Source organism: Streptomyces sp. SLBN-31, assembly GCF_006715395.1.
Lineage (GTDB): Bacteria > Actinomycetota > Actinomycetes > Streptomycetales > Streptomycetaceae > Streptomyces.
The window spans coordinates 3658633-3674296 of record NZ_VFNC01000002.1 but is presented as its reverse complement, the minus strand read 5'-3'; the positions used below and the strand labels follow the sequence as shown (position 1 = coordinate 3674296).

The 15664-nt window shown below is 70.5% G+C and carries 16 protein-coding genes; 12 read left to right on the top strand and 4 right to left on the bottom strand.

Features of this window, described 5'->3' with window-relative positions:
• The first annotated feature begins 90 nt into the window (after positions 1 to 90).
• Positions 91 to 1497 (top strand): FAD-binding oxidoreductase, encoded by a 1407-nt coding sequence (locus tag FBY22_RS36660; RefSeq protein WP_142152261.1) that lies wholly within the window; start codon positions 91 to 93, stop codon positions 1495 to 1497.
• A 17-nt stretch (positions 1498 to 1514) separates the two neighbouring features.
• On the opposite strand, the gene FBY22_RS36655 is transcribed toward FBY22_RS36660, so the two are convergent.
• A complete protein-coding gene (locus FBY22_RS36655; RefSeq protein WP_142152260.1) occupies positions 1515 to 1928 on the bottom strand; it encodes an SsgA family sporulation/cell division regulator in 414 nt (137 codons plus the stop codon).
• 242 nt (positions 1929 to 2170) lie between these two features.
• Here FBY22_RS36655 and FBY22_RS36650 point away from each other — a divergent pair, with 242 nt between their 5' ends.
• Positions 2171 to 3763: an RDD family protein gene (locus FBY22_RS36650; protein ID WP_142152259.1), complete on the top strand. Its 1593-nt coding sequence runs from the start codon at positions 2171 to 2173 to the stop codon at positions 3761 to 3763.
• A gap of 89 nt (positions 3764 to 3852) precedes the next feature.
• Positions 3853 to 4482, top strand: a complete 630-nt coding sequence (locus FBY22_RS36645) for an RDD family protein (RefSeq protein ID WP_142152258.1) — start codon at positions 3853 to 3855, stop codon at positions 4480 to 4482.
• 20 nt (positions 4483 to 4502) lie between these two features.
• Here the strand turns inward: FBY22_RS36645 and FBY22_RS36640 are convergent, their stop codons facing one another.
• Positions 4503 to 4763, bottom strand: a complete 261-nt coding sequence (locus FBY22_RS36640) for a hypothetical protein (protein ID WP_142152257.1) — start codon at positions 4761 to 4763, stop codon at positions 4503 to 4505.
• A gap of 334 nt (positions 4764 to 5097) precedes the next feature.
• Between FBY22_RS36640 and FBY22_RS36635 the strand changes: the two genes are divergently transcribed.
• Both FBY22_RS36635 and FBY22_RS36630 read left to right on the top strand, forming a co-directional pair.
• Complete coding sequence (locus FBY22_RS36635; RefSeq protein ID WP_142152256.1) at positions 5098 to 7452, top strand: immune inhibitor A domain-containing protein; 2355 nt, start codon at positions 5098 to 5100, stop codon at positions 7450 to 7452.
• 134 nt (positions 7453 to 7586) lie between these two features.
• Positions 7587 to 7931, top strand: coding sequence for a hypothetical protein (locus FBY22_RS36630; protein WP_058928382.1), 345 nt, complete (start codon positions 7587 to 7589; stop codon positions 7929 to 7931).
• Between the two features lie 680 nt (positions 7932 to 8611).
• Here FBY22_RS36630 and FBY22_RS36625 read toward each other — a convergent pair.
• Complete coding sequence (locus tag FBY22_RS36625; RefSeq protein WP_142152255.1) at positions 8612 to 9202, bottom strand: isochorismatase family protein; 591 nt, start codon at positions 9200 to 9202, stop codon at positions 8612 to 8614.
• Between the two features lie 142 nt (positions 9203 to 9344).
• A complete protein-coding gene (locus FBY22_RS36620) occupies positions 9345 to 10694 on the bottom strand; it encodes a nicotinate phosphoribosyltransferase (RefSeq protein WP_142152254.1) in 1350 nt (449 codons plus the stop codon).
• Positions 10695 to 10832: 138 nt separating this feature from the next.
• On the opposite strand from FBY22_RS36620, the gene clpS reads away from it, so the two are divergent.
• The 7 genes from clpS to FBY22_RS36580 all read left to right on the top strand — a co-directional run bounded on the left by clpS (position 10833) and on the right by FBY22_RS36580 (position 15657).
• Entirely contained in the window at positions 10833 to 11150 is a 318-nt protein-coding gene (clpS, locus tag FBY22_RS36615) for an ATP-dependent Clp protease adapter ClpS (RefSeq protein ID WP_142152253.1), read from the top strand.
• Positions 11151 to 11191: 41 nt separating this feature from the next.
• Positions 11192 to 11794 carry a DUF2017 domain-containing protein gene (locus FBY22_RS36610; RefSeq protein ID WP_142152252.1) on the top strand — a complete coding sequence of 201 codons (603 nt, stop codon included), beginning with the start codon at positions 11192 to 11194 and terminating at the stop codon, positions 11792 to 11794.
• 344 nt (positions 11795 to 12138) lie between these two features.
• Positions 12139 to 13569, top strand: coding sequence for an amino acid permease (locus FBY22_RS36600; protein ID WP_142152251.1), 1431 nt, complete (start codon positions 12139 to 12141; stop codon positions 13567 to 13569).
• A 75-nt stretch (positions 13570 to 13644) separates the two neighbouring features.
• A complete protein-coding gene (locus tag FBY22_RS36595; protein ID WP_142152250.1) occupies positions 13645 to 14067 on the top strand; it encodes a Mov34/MPN/PAD-1 family protein in 423 nt (140 codons plus the stop codon).
• A gap of 142 nt (positions 14068 to 14209) precedes the next feature.
• Entirely contained in the window at positions 14210 to 14311 is a 102-nt protein-coding gene (locus FBY22_RS45815; RefSeq protein WP_313905473.1) for a putative leader peptide, read from the top strand.
• Positions 14312 to 14422: 111 nt separating this feature from the next.
• Positions 14423 to 14701 carry a MoaD/ThiS family protein gene (locus tag FBY22_RS36585; RefSeq protein WP_142152248.1) on the top strand — a complete coding sequence of 93 codons (279 nt, stop codon included), beginning with the start codon at positions 14423 to 14425 and terminating at the stop codon, positions 14699 to 14701.
• A 5-nt stretch (positions 14702 to 14706) separates the two neighbouring features.
• A complete protein-coding gene (locus tag FBY22_RS36580; protein WP_142152247.1) occupies positions 14707 to 15657 on the top strand; it encodes a PLP-dependent cysteine synthase family protein in 951 nt (316 codons plus the stop codon).
• Positions 15658 to 15664 lie beyond the last annotated feature (7 nt).

Here is a 15664-nt window from a genome sequence, read left to right as displayed (position 1 = left end):
CCGCTCACTCTGCGCCAGTACGACGACCACACCCGGCATACGTCCACTGCCGTAGACGGGGTTCACACCGATGGCCCCGGGTGCGACGCTGTGATCATGAGCCGTATCGAAGCGCCCTCCGACGCAGCCACCGGAAACCTCGTCGACCGGCTCCTGACCGGTCTGCCCGCCGAGGCCGTCCTGATCGACCCCGACGTCACGGCGTCCTACGCCAACGACATGGCCAGTTTCTGTCCCGCCGGCCCCCCGGCCGTGGTCGTGCTGCCCCGCACCGTCGAGCAGGTCCAGCACGTCATGCGCATCGCCACCGAACTGCGCGTCCCGGTCGTCCCGCAGGGCGCCCGCACCGGCCTGTCCGGCGGCGCCAACACCTGCGAGGGCTGCATCGCGCTGTCCCTGACCAAGATGGACCGCATCCTGGAGATCAACCCGGTCGACCGCATCGCCGTGGTCGAACCGGGCGTCGTCAACGCCACGCTCTCCCGCGCGGTCAACGAACACGGCCTGTACTACCCGCCCGACCCCTCCAGCTGGGAGATGTGCACGATCGGCGGCAACATCGGCACCGCCTCGGGCGGCCTGTGCTGCGTCAAGTACGGCGTGACGGCCGAGTACGTCCTCGGACTCGACGTCGTCCTCGCCGACGGCCGCCTCATGTCCACCGGCCGCCGCACCGCGAAGGGCGTCGCCGGCTACGACCTCACCCGCCTCTTCGTCGGCTCCGAGGGCTCCCTCGGCATCGTCGTCCGGGCGGTCCTGGCGCTCAAGCCGCAGCCGCCCGAGCAGCTCGTGCTGGCCGCCGAGTTCGCCTCCGCGACCGCCGCCTGCGACGCGGTGTGCCGGATCATGGCGGGCGGCCACGTCCCCTCGCTGCTCGAACTCATGGACCGCACGACGGTGAAGGCCGTCAACGCCCTGGCCCACATGGGCCTGCCGGAGAGCACCGAGGCCCTGCTACTGGCCGCCTTCGACACCCCGGACCCCGCCGCCGACCTCGCCGCCCTCGGCGCCCTGTGCGAGGCCGCCGGCGCCACCCAGGTGGTCCCCGCCGACGACGTCGCCGAGTCCGAACTCCTCCTCCAGGCCCGGCGGCTCTCGCTGACCGCGCTGGAGGCGGTCAAGGGCACGACGATGATCGACGACGTGTGCGTGCCCCGCTCCAGGCTCGGCGAGATGTTGGAGGGTGTGGAGCGCATCGCCGAGAAGTACGGCCTCACCATCGGCGTCTGCGCGCACGCCGGCGACGGCAACACCCACCCCACCGTCTGCTTCGACGCCGCCGACCCCGACGAGTCCCGGCGCGCCCGAGAGTCCTTCGACGAGATCATGGCCCTCGGCCTCCAGCTCGGCGGCACGATCACCGGCGAACACGGCGTGGGCGTGCTGAAGAAGGAGTGGCTGGCGCGCGAGATCGGGCCGGTCGGGGTGGAGATGCAACGGCAGATCAAGCACGTCTTCGATCCGCTGGGCATCCTCAACCCCGGCAAGCTCTTCTGACCGGGCCGACCGAGCGGTCACCGGGCGAGCAACTGGTCGAGCGCGTCGTCGATCCCCAGCTGTTCGCCCTCGGTCCCCGGGGGCACCACCCGCAGCGTCCGCTCCAGCCAGGCGGACACCTGCCCGGCGGGCGCCTCCAGCAGGGCTTCCCCGTCCGGCGAACTGAGCGCCATCAGCACGACAGCGCGCCCCTCGGTCTTGGTCGGCCACACCCGCACGTCACCCTGCCCGCACGGCCGGAACACCCCCTCCACCAGCAGCTCGCGCGAGAACGTCCATCCCACGGGGTGCTCGGAGTTGATGTGGAAGGCGACATGCACGGCGTACGGATCGTCCGTGCGGTAGCTGAGCCGGGCCGGTACCGGGATACCGCGGTCCGGAGACAGGATCAGCCTGAGGTCCAACTCGCGTTCCACGACGGTGTAGTGCATGACGTCCGGTTCCTCTCTCGGGCAGGTGTACGGGCCCCTGTGGGCAGCCCCGTACAGGGGAGAGAGAGGTGGGGCCGCAACCATTACGCGGGTTCGGAGAAGTTTTCTCCGAGCGTGTGAATCCGGTGCATGAGGTTGCCCGGAAAAGGGTGGGTCCGGCGGGACCGGGGGTGCGGCCCGCGCCGGTCTGATAGATGTGGTGGCCCCCATATTCACCCGCGAGCAGATACGGGACGACGGACATGAGCGCCCCATCCCCGGCCCCCGGCGACGACAGGCCCCGCGAAGGGTACTACCCGGACCCGTCCATTCCTGGATATGTCCGGTACTGGAACGGTGCCGCCTGGGTACCGGGCACCAGCCGTCCGGCGCCGTCGGACGGCGAGTCGCTCGACCCGCCGCCCGGGTCGGGCCCGGTTCCGGCGCAGGCCCAGGCCCCCTCGGTCCCCTTGGTCGAGGAGACCGGCCCGCACTTCTTCGACGAGGACCCCGAGCCGGGGCAGGCGGCCTCGGCGGAACCCCCTGAGGGCGGCCGTCCCGAGCCGGCGTCCGCCTGGGGCGCCGACCGCTCCCGGCAGTCCGGCTTCGGCGGCGAACAGGACCGCCGCGTCTCCTGGGGCGCCGACCCCCGTGTTGCCGGGGCCGACGGCCCGGACCGCACGACCAGCACGGACGGTTCCGCGACGATCCCGCCCGCCCGGACTGACCCATCCGAGGCCGACTCCGGCGGGACGTTCGTCTTCCGCAGGGTGACCGCCGACGCCGGCCCCCAGGGCGGTGCGTCCGACGGCTCCTCCGCCACGCCCGCCCCCGGTGGCCCCGCCGCCGACGAGGGCACCATGACCTTCCGCGCCGTGTCCCAGCGCACGGGGCAGCAGGGCGGGGCGCAGGGCGGCGGCACGGGGGCGCCCGCGGGCGCCGGGGGAGGAGCACGGCCGGCCCCGGGGGCCGGTGCGTCCGGTTCCGGCGTCCAGCCGCCGTCGTCCGGGGCCGCCGCGTCCGCCGGTGCCTCCGGCGGCCCGGCGTTCGGACCGCAGGCCTCCGCCGCCGGGCCCGATGCCCCCGGCTTCAACGCCGGCCTGGCCGCCGCCGAACGCGCGGCGCAGGCACAGGCCGCCGGTGCCCAGGGCGCCGCCCCGGCCGCGCTCTCCCAGCAGCCCTCCGTATCGGTGCCGCCGCAGCCCGGCGGTCCCCAGCCCGCCGCCACCCCGATGGCCGCCGGGCCCGGTGGCGGCCAGGCCTCCTGGGCCCAGCAGGTGCACCGGCTCGCGGGCGCCGAGGAGGAGCAGCCCGTCGCGCCCTGGAAGCCCCCGGTGGCGGACATCTTCCAGCAGGCCGCCATGAACGCGGCCGCCGCCCGCCCGGCAAGCCTGGGCAAGCGGTTCGCCGCCCGGCTGCTGGACACGATCGTCGTCGCGGGCGTCACCGCCGTGGCCGCCGTCCCGCTCGGCACCAAGGCGGTCGACCACATCAACGGCAAGATCGACGAGGCCAGGCTCAGCGGACGGACCGTCACCGTCTGGCTGCTGGACGGCACCACCTCGGTGTACTTCGGCATCATCCTGGCCGTCCTGCTCGTGGTCGGTGTGCTCTACGAGGCGATGCCCACCGCCAGGTGGGGCCGCACGCTCGGCAAGAAGCTGCTCGGCCTGGAGGTGCGGGACATCGAGGCGCACGAGCCGCCGTCCTTCGGCGGGGCCCTGCGCCGCTGGCTCGTCTACTGCGTGCCCGGCCTGCTCGGCATCGGTGTCGTCGGCGTGGCGTGGTGCCTGTTCGACCGGCCGTGGCGCCAGTGCTGGCACGACAAGGCGGCGCGTACGTTCGTCGCGGGCTGAGCGGGTCGGCCGTACGGCGTACTCGAATCGGTACTCCGGACGGCCGTCCGCCGGATGCGGAGCCGGGGCGTTCGCGGTCCACTCGGGCCATGACGACCGAACCGCCCGGCTCGGGACAGCAGCCGCCGGAAGACGACCCGTTCAGGAAACAGCCTCCACCCGGCCAGCAACCGCCCTCAGGCGGTCAGCAGCCGCCATACGGTCAGCAGCCGCCGCCCTACGGCGGTGGCCCCTACGGCGGCGGGCCCCACCCCGGCGATCCGCTCGCCGGGATGCCCCCGCTCGCCGACAGCGGCAGGCGCACACTGGCCCGGATCATCGACCTGATCCTCGTCGGCATCGTCGTCTGGCTGGTCACCTGGCCGATCGGCGTGCACGAGTACACCGTCAACGGCAACAACGTGGCGGTCGGCAAGTCCTTCGCGCAGTCCGTCATCGCCGCCGTGCTCTACGTCGCCTACGACACCTTCATGATCAGCAACTCCGGGCAGACGCTCGGCAAGAAGTGGCTGAGGATGCGGGTGGCGAACCTCGACAACGGCTCCACGCCCTCGGTGCAGACCTCGCTGGCGCGGGCGGCGGTGCTGTGGATCCCGTTCGCGTTCTGCTGCGCCTGCATCTGGACCGCGATCTCGGGCGGCTGGAGCTACTTCGACCGGCCCTACAAGCAGGGCCTGCACGACAAGGCGGCGAAGACGGTGGTGGTCAGCACCGACTGACCGGCACCGGCGGGACCGTCTCAGGCGGCCTTCGACGAACCCGAGGCCACGGCGGGCACGGGCTCCTCGGCCTGCTCCGGCGCGGGCCGGGACACCGCGACGACCTTCGTCCTCGGCAGCGGCACCGTCATGGCGACCAGGAGGCCCAGGGCGAGCGCCGAGACGGCGATGACCGCGATCCCCACGCCCGAACTCGTCTGGGACAGCAGCAGCATGGCGAGCGTCGAGAAGATGACGGTGCAGGAGCCGTAGGTCAGCTGTGCGGCAGTCGGACGAGGCATGGCAATCGTGTCCTCGGAAGTGGGGGTCCACGGGGGGCGTCGGCCTGGCTTTCCGCCTGTTTCGGGGCGTGCCGCCATCCGACTCTAATCGCGTGTGTGCCCGACTGGAACGAACAGTAAGCGTGACCTAACCAACAGTGCCGGTGCACAGGGGGCGCACGGAGTCATGGCGTCCATCAAGTGGACGTTCGAACGCGCCGGTCGGGGTGTCCGCAAAGCGAACCCCGGCTCCGCATAGTGCACTTGTCCTGCTCAAGTCAAGGTCTGTCTTTTCTTACCGACCTCTAGTCAAATTGCGTCACTTGACTTACCAACGTGACCACGAGGAACTCAAGTGACTCTTAAACATTGGACGTTCAGAACCGGCGCGGTCGGTGTCGCACTCGCGGCGGCGACAGCCACGTTCTCGACGTTCGGCGTGGCGCAGGCCGCCGACAGCGCCAAGTCCGCCACCGTGGACCGCCGTGACCCGGCCGCGGCCCAGAGCACCAAGGAGCACGACCTCGACGGTCCGCTCTCCAAGACCCAGGAGGCGCAGCGCCAGGAGGCCCTGAAGCAGGTCATCTCCGGAAAGACCTCGGTGAAGGACCGCGACGGTTCGCGGGTCGTCCAGCTCAAGAGCAAGAAGGGCGACTCCAAGTACGTAGAACTGGGTCGCGAGAAGACGGACAAGATCTTCACGATCCTGGTCGAGTTCGGCGACCAGGCCGACAGCCGCTACGGCGGCACCGCCGGCCCGCTGCACAACCGGATAGCCGAGCCGGACCGGGCCAAGGACAACTCCACGGCCTGGCAGGCGGACTACGACCAGCAGCACTTCCAGGACCTGTACTTCGGCACCGGCAAGAACACCGAGTCGCTGAAGAAGTACTACGAGAAGCAGTCCTCGGGCCGCTACTCGGTCGACGGCGAGGTCACCGACTGGGTCAAGGTGCCCTACAACGAGGCCCGTTACGGCAACAACGCCTGCGGCTCCACCACCTGCTCCAGCGTCTGGAACCTGGTGCGCGACGGCCTGACCTCCTGGGTCGCCGGCCAGAAGGCGGCGGGCGAGTCGGACGCCGACATCAAGGCGGACCTCGCCCAGTACGACCAGTGGGACCGCTACGACTTCGACGGCGACGGCGACTTCAACGAGCCCGACGGCTACGTCGACCACTTCCAGATCGTGCACGCCGGCGAGGACGAGTCCGCCGGCGGCGGCGCGCAGGGCACCGACGCGATCTGGGCGCACCGCTGGTACGCGTTCGGCTCCGACGCCGGCGCCACCGGCCCCGCGAACAACAAGCTCGGCGGCACCCAGGTCGGCGACACCGGCGTCTGGGTCGGCGACTACACGATGCAGCCGGAGAACGGCGGACTCGGCGTCTACGCCCACGAGTACGGCCACGACCTCGGCCTGCCGGACGAGTACGACACCAACGGCGGCGAGAACTCCACCGGGTTCTGGACCCTGATGTCCTCCGGTTCCTGGCTCGGCACCGGCAAGAACGCCATCGGCGACCTGCCGGGCGACATGAACGCCTGGGACAAGCTCCAGCTGGGCTGGCTGAACTACGACACGGCGAAGGCCGCGACGAAGTCGAAGCACAAGCTGGGCGTCGCCGAGTACAACACCAAGAACAAGCAGGCCCTCGTGGTCACGCTGCCCGACAAGGCGGTCACCACCGAGGTGGTCACCCCGGCGCAGGGCTCGACCCAGTGGTGGAGCGGCAGCGGCAACGACCTGAAGAACACGCTGACCCGGTCGGTGGACCTCACCGGCAAGTCCGCGGCGACGCTGGCCCTCGACGGCTACTACGACATCGAGGCGAACTACGACTTCCTCTACGCCGAGGTCTCGACCGACGGCGGCGCCAACTGGACCGCCCTGGACGGCACGGTGGACGGCCAGGCCATCCCGCGCGACGGCAGCGACAAGCCGGCGCTGACGGGCACGATCGACGGCTACAAGAAGCTGTCGTACTCGCTCGACGCCTACGCGGGCAAGAAGATCGACCTGCGCTTCCGCTACCAGACGGACGGCGGTGTGGCGCTCAAGGGCTTCGCGGCCGACGAGATCACCGTGACGGCCGACGGTGCGGCGGTCTTCTCCGACAACGCCGAGTCCGCGGACGCCGGTTGGACCGCGAGCGGCTTCTCCCGCATCGGCGCGTCCTTCACCAAGGACTACAAGCAGTACTACATCGCCGAGAACCGCCAGTACGTGTCGTACGACAAGACCCTGAAGGTCGGCCCGTACAACTTCGGCTTCTCGACGACCCGTCCGGACTGGGTGGAGCACTACCCGTACCAGAACGGCCTGTTGATCTGGAAGTGGGACACCTCTCAGCCGGACAACAACACCGGTGACCACCCGGGCACGGGTCAGATCCTGCCGATCGACTCGCACCCGGTGCCGATGAAGTGGTCCGACGGCACGCTGATGCGGGGCCGCATCCAGGCCTACGACTCGCCGTTCAGCCTCTACCCGACGGACGGCATCACGCTGCACAAGGCGGACGTCGCGACCAAGATCAAGTGGTCGTGGGGGGTGCCGGTCTTCAACGACCACGCGAGCACCTACTACGACACCTCGAACCCGGCCGCGGGTGTCAAGGTCACTGACACCAACACCAAGATCAAGATCGTCCGGGAGGCCCTCGACGGGTCGAGGATCTCGCTCGAGGTGGGACCCGCACTGAAGTAGTCCGAGTTTTCGCAGGTCAGAGACGTATCGGCGGTGACCCCTTGGCGGGTCGCCGCCGATCGTGTTTAGGTGCGTGCTGTGCCGTTCTTATTGACAGTCCCTTCGACACCGACTCGCACGGGGGTGTGACCTGCATGGCCGCAGGAGGTTTCTGCAAGCTGCCGAGCGGCAGCGTGGTGGTGGCGCTGAACCTGCCCAGCCCCACCGCCGACGGCACGGACTGCGTCCGTGTCCTCGTCCACGCCCGCAACCGGGCGCGCGCCCTGACCAGGCTGCGCAACCTGGGCATGCGGGCCGTCTACCTGCGGGGCAACGCGGCCCCGCCGACCCCGGACGAGATCACGGCCGTCCTGCACCATCCCGACGGCCTGATATGGCGCACGGCCCCTGACAACGGTGTCCTGCCCGCCCCGGACCTGGTCCAGGAACTGTGGCACCCGATCAAGGCCCTACTCCGCCGCCCGGCGGCTCCGGCATAACGGCCCCGGGCACCTCTCCCCGCCGCGACGGCGATCAACCACGACGCCGCGATCCGGCGGTGCCGTCCGGGGCGGCCCGGCCGCGCCGCTTACGCGGGGAAGTACCGGCCGGCGGCGTCAGTCCGCTCCGGTCCGACCACGCCGGTACGCGTTGTTTGTCCGCCGCGACGGCGACCAGCCACAACGTCGCCGTCCGGCGCTGCCGGTCCGGGTCGGTCGCGTCATTGTGGTGACCGGCGGCGCGGGGCCGGTCGGCCGGCCGTCTCGGGGCAGGGGCGCCTGACCGGGCGTCTCAGGCCGGTTCTCCCCGCAGGCGCACTTCTCTCCGCCGCGACGGCGATCAACCACGACGTCGCCGTCCGGCGGTGCCGTCTCGGGGTCGGTCGTGTCGTTGTGGTGACCGGCGGGGCGCGGGGGCGGTCGGCCGGCCGCTTCGGGGGCCGAGGCAGCCGGTCGGGTGCCTCAGGCCGGTGCCCTTCTCTCCGCCGCGACGGCGATCAACCACGACGTCGCCGTCCGGCGGTGCCGTTCCGGGGGCGGTCGGGCCGCGCTGGCGGCATCGCACTGCGGCCCACGCCGCATACGCCGGTACGCGTCGTTTGTCCGCCGGACGGCGACCGGCCACGGCGTCGCCGTCCGGCGGTGCCGTTTCGGGTGGGAGGCGGTGGTGCCGGGTCGGGCTACGCGACCACCGGCTTGCCGGTCAGTTCCACTCCTGCCCCGCGCATCTCCTCGAGCGCGCGGTCGGTGGTCTCCTGGGCGACGCCGGCGGTCAGGTCGAGCAGCACCTGGGTGCGGAAGCCCTCGCGTGCCGCGTCCAGCGCGGTGGCCCGCACGCAGTGGTCCGTGGCAATACCGACCACGTCGACCTCGACGACGTCCCGGGCGCGCAGCCACTCGGCCAGCGGGACGCCGTTCTCGTCGGCGCCCTCGAAGCCGCTGTAGGCCGCCGCATACGCCCCCTTGTCGAAGACGGCGTCGATGGCGCCGGAGGCGACGGCGGGGGCGAAGTTCGGGTGGAAGCCGACGCCCTCGGTGCCGGCGACGCAGTGCGCGGGCCAGGAGTGGACGAAGTCGGGGTTGTCGGCGAAGTGACCGCCGGGCGCGATGTGGTGGTCGCGGGTGGCCACCACGTGCTGGTAGCCGGAGCCGGCCGCCTGCCCGATCAGTTCGGTGACGGCGGCGGCCACGTCGGCACCCCCGGCCACGGCGAGGCTGCCCCCCTCGCAGAAGTCGTTCTGCACGTCTACGACGATCAAGGCGCGGCGCATGGTCGGTGTCCTTCGACTATGGGGTCGGGGGGAGAAGGGGGGTGCGGGCCCGGCCGGTGAACTTCCGAGCCTATTGAGTTCGGGGGGCGCAGGGGAGGGGGCACGAGAGGGCGTATCCGCGGGGGCGTGCGGTGAGCACCCGCTACTGGCTACCCGAGCGAGCCTGTACGTACTCCGTCGGAATGACGGGTTCCCCGCGCGACAGCTGGGTGGCCGACAGCGGCAGGCCGGCCCGCGCGGCCGTGTGCCGGTCGCGTACGGCGTCCAGCGGCTCGCGGGCGATCACGTCGCCGCCCTTGATCAGCTCCACCAGCAACTGCCGGTCGGCGAGCTCGGCCGGGACGGGGCCCGTGCCGACGACCTCGGCCTCCGCGACCCCGTCGGCGTCGAGGCGCCGCGCCGCCCACTTACGGCCGCCGACGGACGTCTTGCCGCCGCTGGACTTCTTCGCCACCGGCACCAGGGGCGCCTTGGGGTCGTCGGACTCCGCGCGGGCGACCAGCTTGTAGACCATGGACGCCGTCGGGTGCCCGGACCCGGTGACCAGCTGGGTGCCGACGCCGTACGCGTCCACGGGCGCCGCCGCCAGCGAGGCGATGGCGTACTCGTCCAGGTCCGAGGTCACGATGATCTTCGTGCCGGTCGCGCCCAGCTCGTCCAGCTGCTGGCGCACCCGATGCGCGACCAGCAGCAGGTCGCCGGAGTCGATGCGCACGGCACCCAGCTCGGTCCCGGCGACCTCGACGGCCATCCGGACGGCCTCGGTGACGTCGTAGGTGTCCACGAGCAGGGTCGTGCCCCGGCCGAGGGAGTCCACCTGGGCGCGGAAGGCGTCCCTTTCGTGGTCGTGGAGCAGGGTGAAGGCGTGGGCCGAGGTGCCGACGGTCGGGATGTTGTAGCGGAAGCCGGCCGCGAGGTCGGAGGTGGAGGAGAAACCGCCGACGTAGGCCGCGCGGGAGGCGGCGACGGCCGCGAGCTCGTGGGTGCGGCGGGCGCCCATCTCGATCAGCGGGCGCACACCGGCGGCCGAGGACATGCGGGAGGCGGCCGCGGCGATGGCGGAGTCGTGGTTGAGGATGGAGAGGATCACGGTCTCCAGCAGCACGCACTCGGCGAACGACCCCTCGACCCGCATGATCGGCGAGCCCGGGAAGTACACCTCGCCCTCGGGGTAGCCCCATACGTCGCCGCTGAACCGGTAGCCGGCGAGCCATTCCAGGGTCGGCTCGTCGACGATGCCCTTCTCGCGCAGGAAGCCCAGGACGCCGGCGTCGAAGCGGAAGTTCTCCACGGCGTCCAGGACCCGCCCGGTGCCGGCCACGACGCCGTAGCGGCGCCCCTCGGGCAGCCGCCGGGTGAAGACCTCGAAGACCGACCTCCGTTCGGCGGTACCGGCCTTCAAGGCGGCCTGAAGCATCGTGAGCTCGTACTGGTCCGTGAAGAGCGCCGTAGAGGGAACGTCCACCGGCAGCCCAAGGTCCGCTACATCCACGAAAACTCTCCTTGCCACATTTCTCCGGGTGCCCCAGGGTCGGCCGGGGGTCCGGGGGTTGTCCCCCGGCGTGAGCAGCATGGCAATGATGCTACACCCCTTTGCGTCAGTGTGACGATTTATCGGGGCCGTGGCAGCATGGGCCATGTGACGTCACCCGCTCCCGTAGAGATCGAACGCACCGAGTCGGCGGAGGAGGTCTTCGCCGTACCCGAGCCGGACGTCCCCTGGGTCACGATCGTTCACAACGACCCGGTCAACCTCATGAGCTACGTGACCTACGTCTTCCAGACGTACTTCGGGTACTCGAAGGACAAGGCCACCAAACTCATGCTCGATGTCCACCACAAGGGCCGGGCGGTCGTCTCCAGCGGTAGCCGCGAGGAGATGGAACGCGACGTGCAGGCGATGCACGGCTACGGCCTGTGGGCCACCCTCCAGCAGGACCGGAAATGACCCCCTCCCGCGCGCAGGACCGGAAGTAGCGAACCTCCTCCATGCCAGGACACTTCGAACCGCTCCCCGGCGGCGGTGCGGCCGTCGCCCTCGACGACGTCGAGATCTCCATCATCCGGTCGCTCGCCGTCCAGTTGCTGGAACTCATCGGCCCCGGACCCGGCGCGGACGCCTCCGACGACCCGCTCGCGGAGCTCTTCGCCGAGGGCCCGAGCGAGCCCCCCGGGGACCCCGTGCTCAAGCGGCTTTTCCCAGACGCCTACTGCGACCCGGAGGGCACCCCCGGCCCCCGGCAGGCGCAGGAACAGCAGGCCCACTCCGCCGAGTTCCGCCGCTACACCGAGAACGACCTGCGCGCCGGCAAGCGGGAGAACGCGCTCACGGTCGTCCGCACCCTCGACGCGCTCACCCCGGCCCCCGACGGCGGAGCGGTCCTCGAACTGTCCCCGGAGCAGTCCCGGCAGTGGCTGGGCTCCCTCAACGACCTGCGTCTGGCGATCGGCTCCCGGCTGGAGATCACCGACGAGGACGACACCGACGTCCTCTACCGGCTCCCCGACGACGACCCCCGTAAGCCCATGGTGATGGCCTATCTCTGGCTGGGCGGGCTCCAGGAGACGCTGGTGAACACCCTCCTGCCCTGAAATGTGCAGGTTCCGTGTTCGCTCAGAGGACGCTCAAATCCGGATAACGATCGAGTCACCGGTCCGGCCGGGTGTGTCCGTTTTCTGCGCTGTTTGGTCCCTTCTCCTTGTGTGATGCGCCACATCCGCGCCCCGTGATCAGCGTTGCGGCCGTGATAAATCTTCACGACCGCCCGGCGAACACCACCCGAATGTTCGGCCGGGTGCGCCACAGCGCCGACGACCGTCGGCCTGGCACGAGCGGGCCCGCAGCCCGCTCAGCTCCATTCAATCCGGGGGGATCGAGACCCGATCCGAGGCCGACGAGAGGCCCGGGTCGGCATGGAGAAAGGCGCACCACACACATGACCTCCGCTCAGGTCGACACAGGCTCGGAGCAGACCTCCGAAGAGGGGTACGAGCGCGGACTCGGCAGCCGCCAGGTCCAGATGATCGCGATCGGCGGCGCCATCGGCGTCGGCCTCTTCCTCGGGGCCGGGGCGAACATCGCCAAGGCCGGTCCCAGCCTCATCCTGATGTACGCCCTCGCCGGCGCCATCGTCTTCTTCATCATGCGGGCGCTCGGCGAACTGCTCCTGTACCGCCCGGTCTCGGGCTCCTTCGCGGAGTACTCCCGCGAGTTCCTCGGCCCGTTCTTCGGCTACTTCACCGGCTGGACGTACTGGCTGATGTGGGTCGTCACCGGCATGGCCGAGCTCACGGCCGCCGCGATCTACGTCCACTACTGGTTCCCGCACGTCCCGCAGTGGGTGACCGCGCTGGTCTTCCTGGTGATCCTCTTCGGGGTCAACCTGATCTCGGTGAAGCTCTTCGGCGAGCTCGAGTTCTGGTTCTCCATGGTCAAGGTCACCGCCCTGATCGGCATGATCGTGATCGGCCTCGGCGTGCTCACCCTCGGCTTCAGCAACGCCGGTGACACCGCCGCGGTCGCCAACCTCTGGCAGTTCGACGGCTTCTTCCCCAAGGGCATCGGCTCCTCCCTGATGACCCTGCAGGGCGTCATGTTCGCCTACCTCGCGGTCGAGCTGGTCGGCGTCACCGCGGGCGAGTCCGAGAACCCCGAGAAGACGCTGCCCAAGGCGATCAACACCCTGCCCTGGCGCATCGCGCTCTTCTACGTCGGCGCCCTCACCGTCATCCTGTGCGTGGTGAAGTGGACCGACTTCGCGGCCGGTGTCAGCCCCTTCGTGAAGGCGTTCGCGGTGATCGGCATCCCGGCCGGCGCGGGCATCGTCAACTTCGTCGTGCTGACCGCGGCCCTGTCCTCCTGCAACTCCGGCATGTACTCCACGGGCCGCATGCTGCGCACCCTCGCCGACAACGGCGAGGCCCCGGCGGTCTTCCGCAAGCTGTCCTCGACCAAGACGCCGGCCTTCGGCATCACCGTCTCGGTCCTCTTCATGGGCATCGGCGTCGTCCTGAACTACGTCGTCCCGGAGAAGGCCTTCGGCTACGTCACCTCGGTGGCCACCGCGGCCGGCATCTGGACCTGGCTGATGATCCTCGTCAGCCACGTGCTCTACCGACGTGCCGTCGTCGCCGGACGGCTGCCCGCCTCCGCCTTCCCGGCGCCGGGCGGCGCGGTGTGCAGCTGGATCGCCATCGTCTTCCTGCTCTTCGTCACGGGGCTCATCGCCTACGACGCCGACTCGCGGATCTGCCTCTACGTGATGGCGGGCTGGGCCGCCGCACTGGGCGTCGGCTGGGCCGTGCTGAAGGCCCGCCACCCGCAGGTCGCGGAGCGGCGCGAGCCGGAGCTCGAGAAGGTCGGCTGACCTCCCGGTTCAGCATGTGGGCCGCCCCGTACCACCCTTCGGTACGGGGCGGCCCCTCTGCTTATCCTTGCCGGCATGCTGACCATCACCCAGGCCCTCGTCGACCAGATCGTCGCCCACGCGCGCAAGGACCACCCCGACGAGGCGTGCGGCGTCATCGCCGGGCCGGCCGGTTCGGACCGCCCCGAGCGCTTCATCCCCATGCTCAACGCGGCCATGTCGCCGACCTTCTACGAGTTCGACTCCGGCGACCTGCTCAAGCTCTACCGCGAGATGGACGACCGCGACGAGGAGCCGGTGGTCATCTACCACTCCCACACGGCCACCGAGGCCCGCCCCTCCCGCACCGACATCTCCTACGCGAACGAGCCCGGCGCCCACTACGTCCTGGTCTCCACCGCCGACACCGACGGCCTCGGCGAGTTCCAGTTCCGCTCGTTCCGGATCGTGGACGGCGAGGTGACCGAGGAGGAGGTCGCCGTCGTCGAGGCATACTGAGCCCGTACCGAGCCCCTGCGCCCGGCCCGGCCGGTGACCCGGGCGTCCGCCTGAGCTGTGCGGTCTCAGCAGCCGGTCGGAATGCGTCCGTAGTGTGAGATCACACTCCGGGTCGGGGACCGGGAATCGATACGATGACCGCATGGTTTCCAACGACGTGAGCGAAAAGACGCCGGGCACCCTGCTCGTGGCGCGGCTGCACGTCGACCTGTGCAGGCTGAACAGCGCCCTCTGTCCGAGCTGACCCCTGCCGCCGTACGGCCGTGAGCCGCGGCGCCTCACGCACCACCCCCGCACGACTGCGCTGCCGCGCGCGCACCGACCAGCCGAAAACTTCCGACAGGAGCCCTGAGCCATGGCCATCGAGGTCCGCATCCCCACCATCCTCCGCACCTACACCGACGGTCAGAAGGCGGTGGAGGGCACCGGGGACACTCTCGCCGAGCTCTTCGCCGACCTCGAGACCCGGCATGCGGGCATCCAGGCCCGCATCGTGGATGGCGGCGAGCTGCGCCGGTTCGTGAACGTCTACCTGAACGACGAGGACGTCCGCTTCCTCGACGGCATCAACACCAAGCTCGGCGACGGCGACAACGTCACGATCCTGCCGGCCGTGGCCGGCGGTATGGCCTGATCCCCATGCGCTACGACTCCCCGATCGCCGCGGTCGGCAACACCCCCCTGGTGTGCCTGCCGCGGCTGTCGCCGTCCGAGGACGTCCGGATCTGGGCCAAGCTGGAGGACCGCAACCCCACCGGCTCGATCAAGGACCGCCCCGCCCTGCACATGATCGAGCAGGCGGAGAAGGAGGGCCGGCTGACTCCGGGCTGCACGATCCTGGAGCCGACCTCCGGCAACACCGGCATCTCCCTCGCCATGGCCGCCAAGCTCAAGGGCTACCGCATGGTGTGCGTGATGCCCGAGAACACCTCGCAGGAGCGCCGGGACCTGCTCGGCATGTGGGGCGCCGAGATCATCCCCTCCCCGGCCGCGGGCGGCTCCAACACCGCCGTACGGGTCGCCAAGGAGCTCTCCGCCGAGCACCCGGACTGGGTGATGCTCTACCAGTACGGCAACCCCGACAACGCCGGCGCGCACTACGCCACGACCGGCCCGGAGATCCTCGCCGACCTGCCCTCCATCACCCACTTCGTGGCCGGCCTCGGCACGACCGGCACCCTGATGGGCGTCGGCCGCTACCTCCGCGAGAACAAGCCGGACGTCAAGGTCGTCGCCGCCGAACCGCGCTACGACGACCTGGTGTACGGCCTGCGCAACCTCGACGAGGGCTTCGTACCCGAGCTGTACGACGCCTCCGTTCTCACCACCCGCTTCTCGGTCGGCTCCGCGGACGCCGTCACCCGCACCCGTGAACTCCTCCAGCAGGAGGGCATCTTCGCGGGCGTCTCCACGGGCGCGGCCCTGCACGCCGCCATCGGCGTCGGCAACAAGGCGCTGAAGGCGGGGGAGTCCGCCGACATCGTGTTCGTCGTGGCCGACGGCGGCTGGAAGTACCTGTCGACGGGCGTCTACACGGCGGCCACGACAGAGGAAGCCATCGAGGCCCTCCAGGGGCAACTCTGGGCGTAGGCGCGCC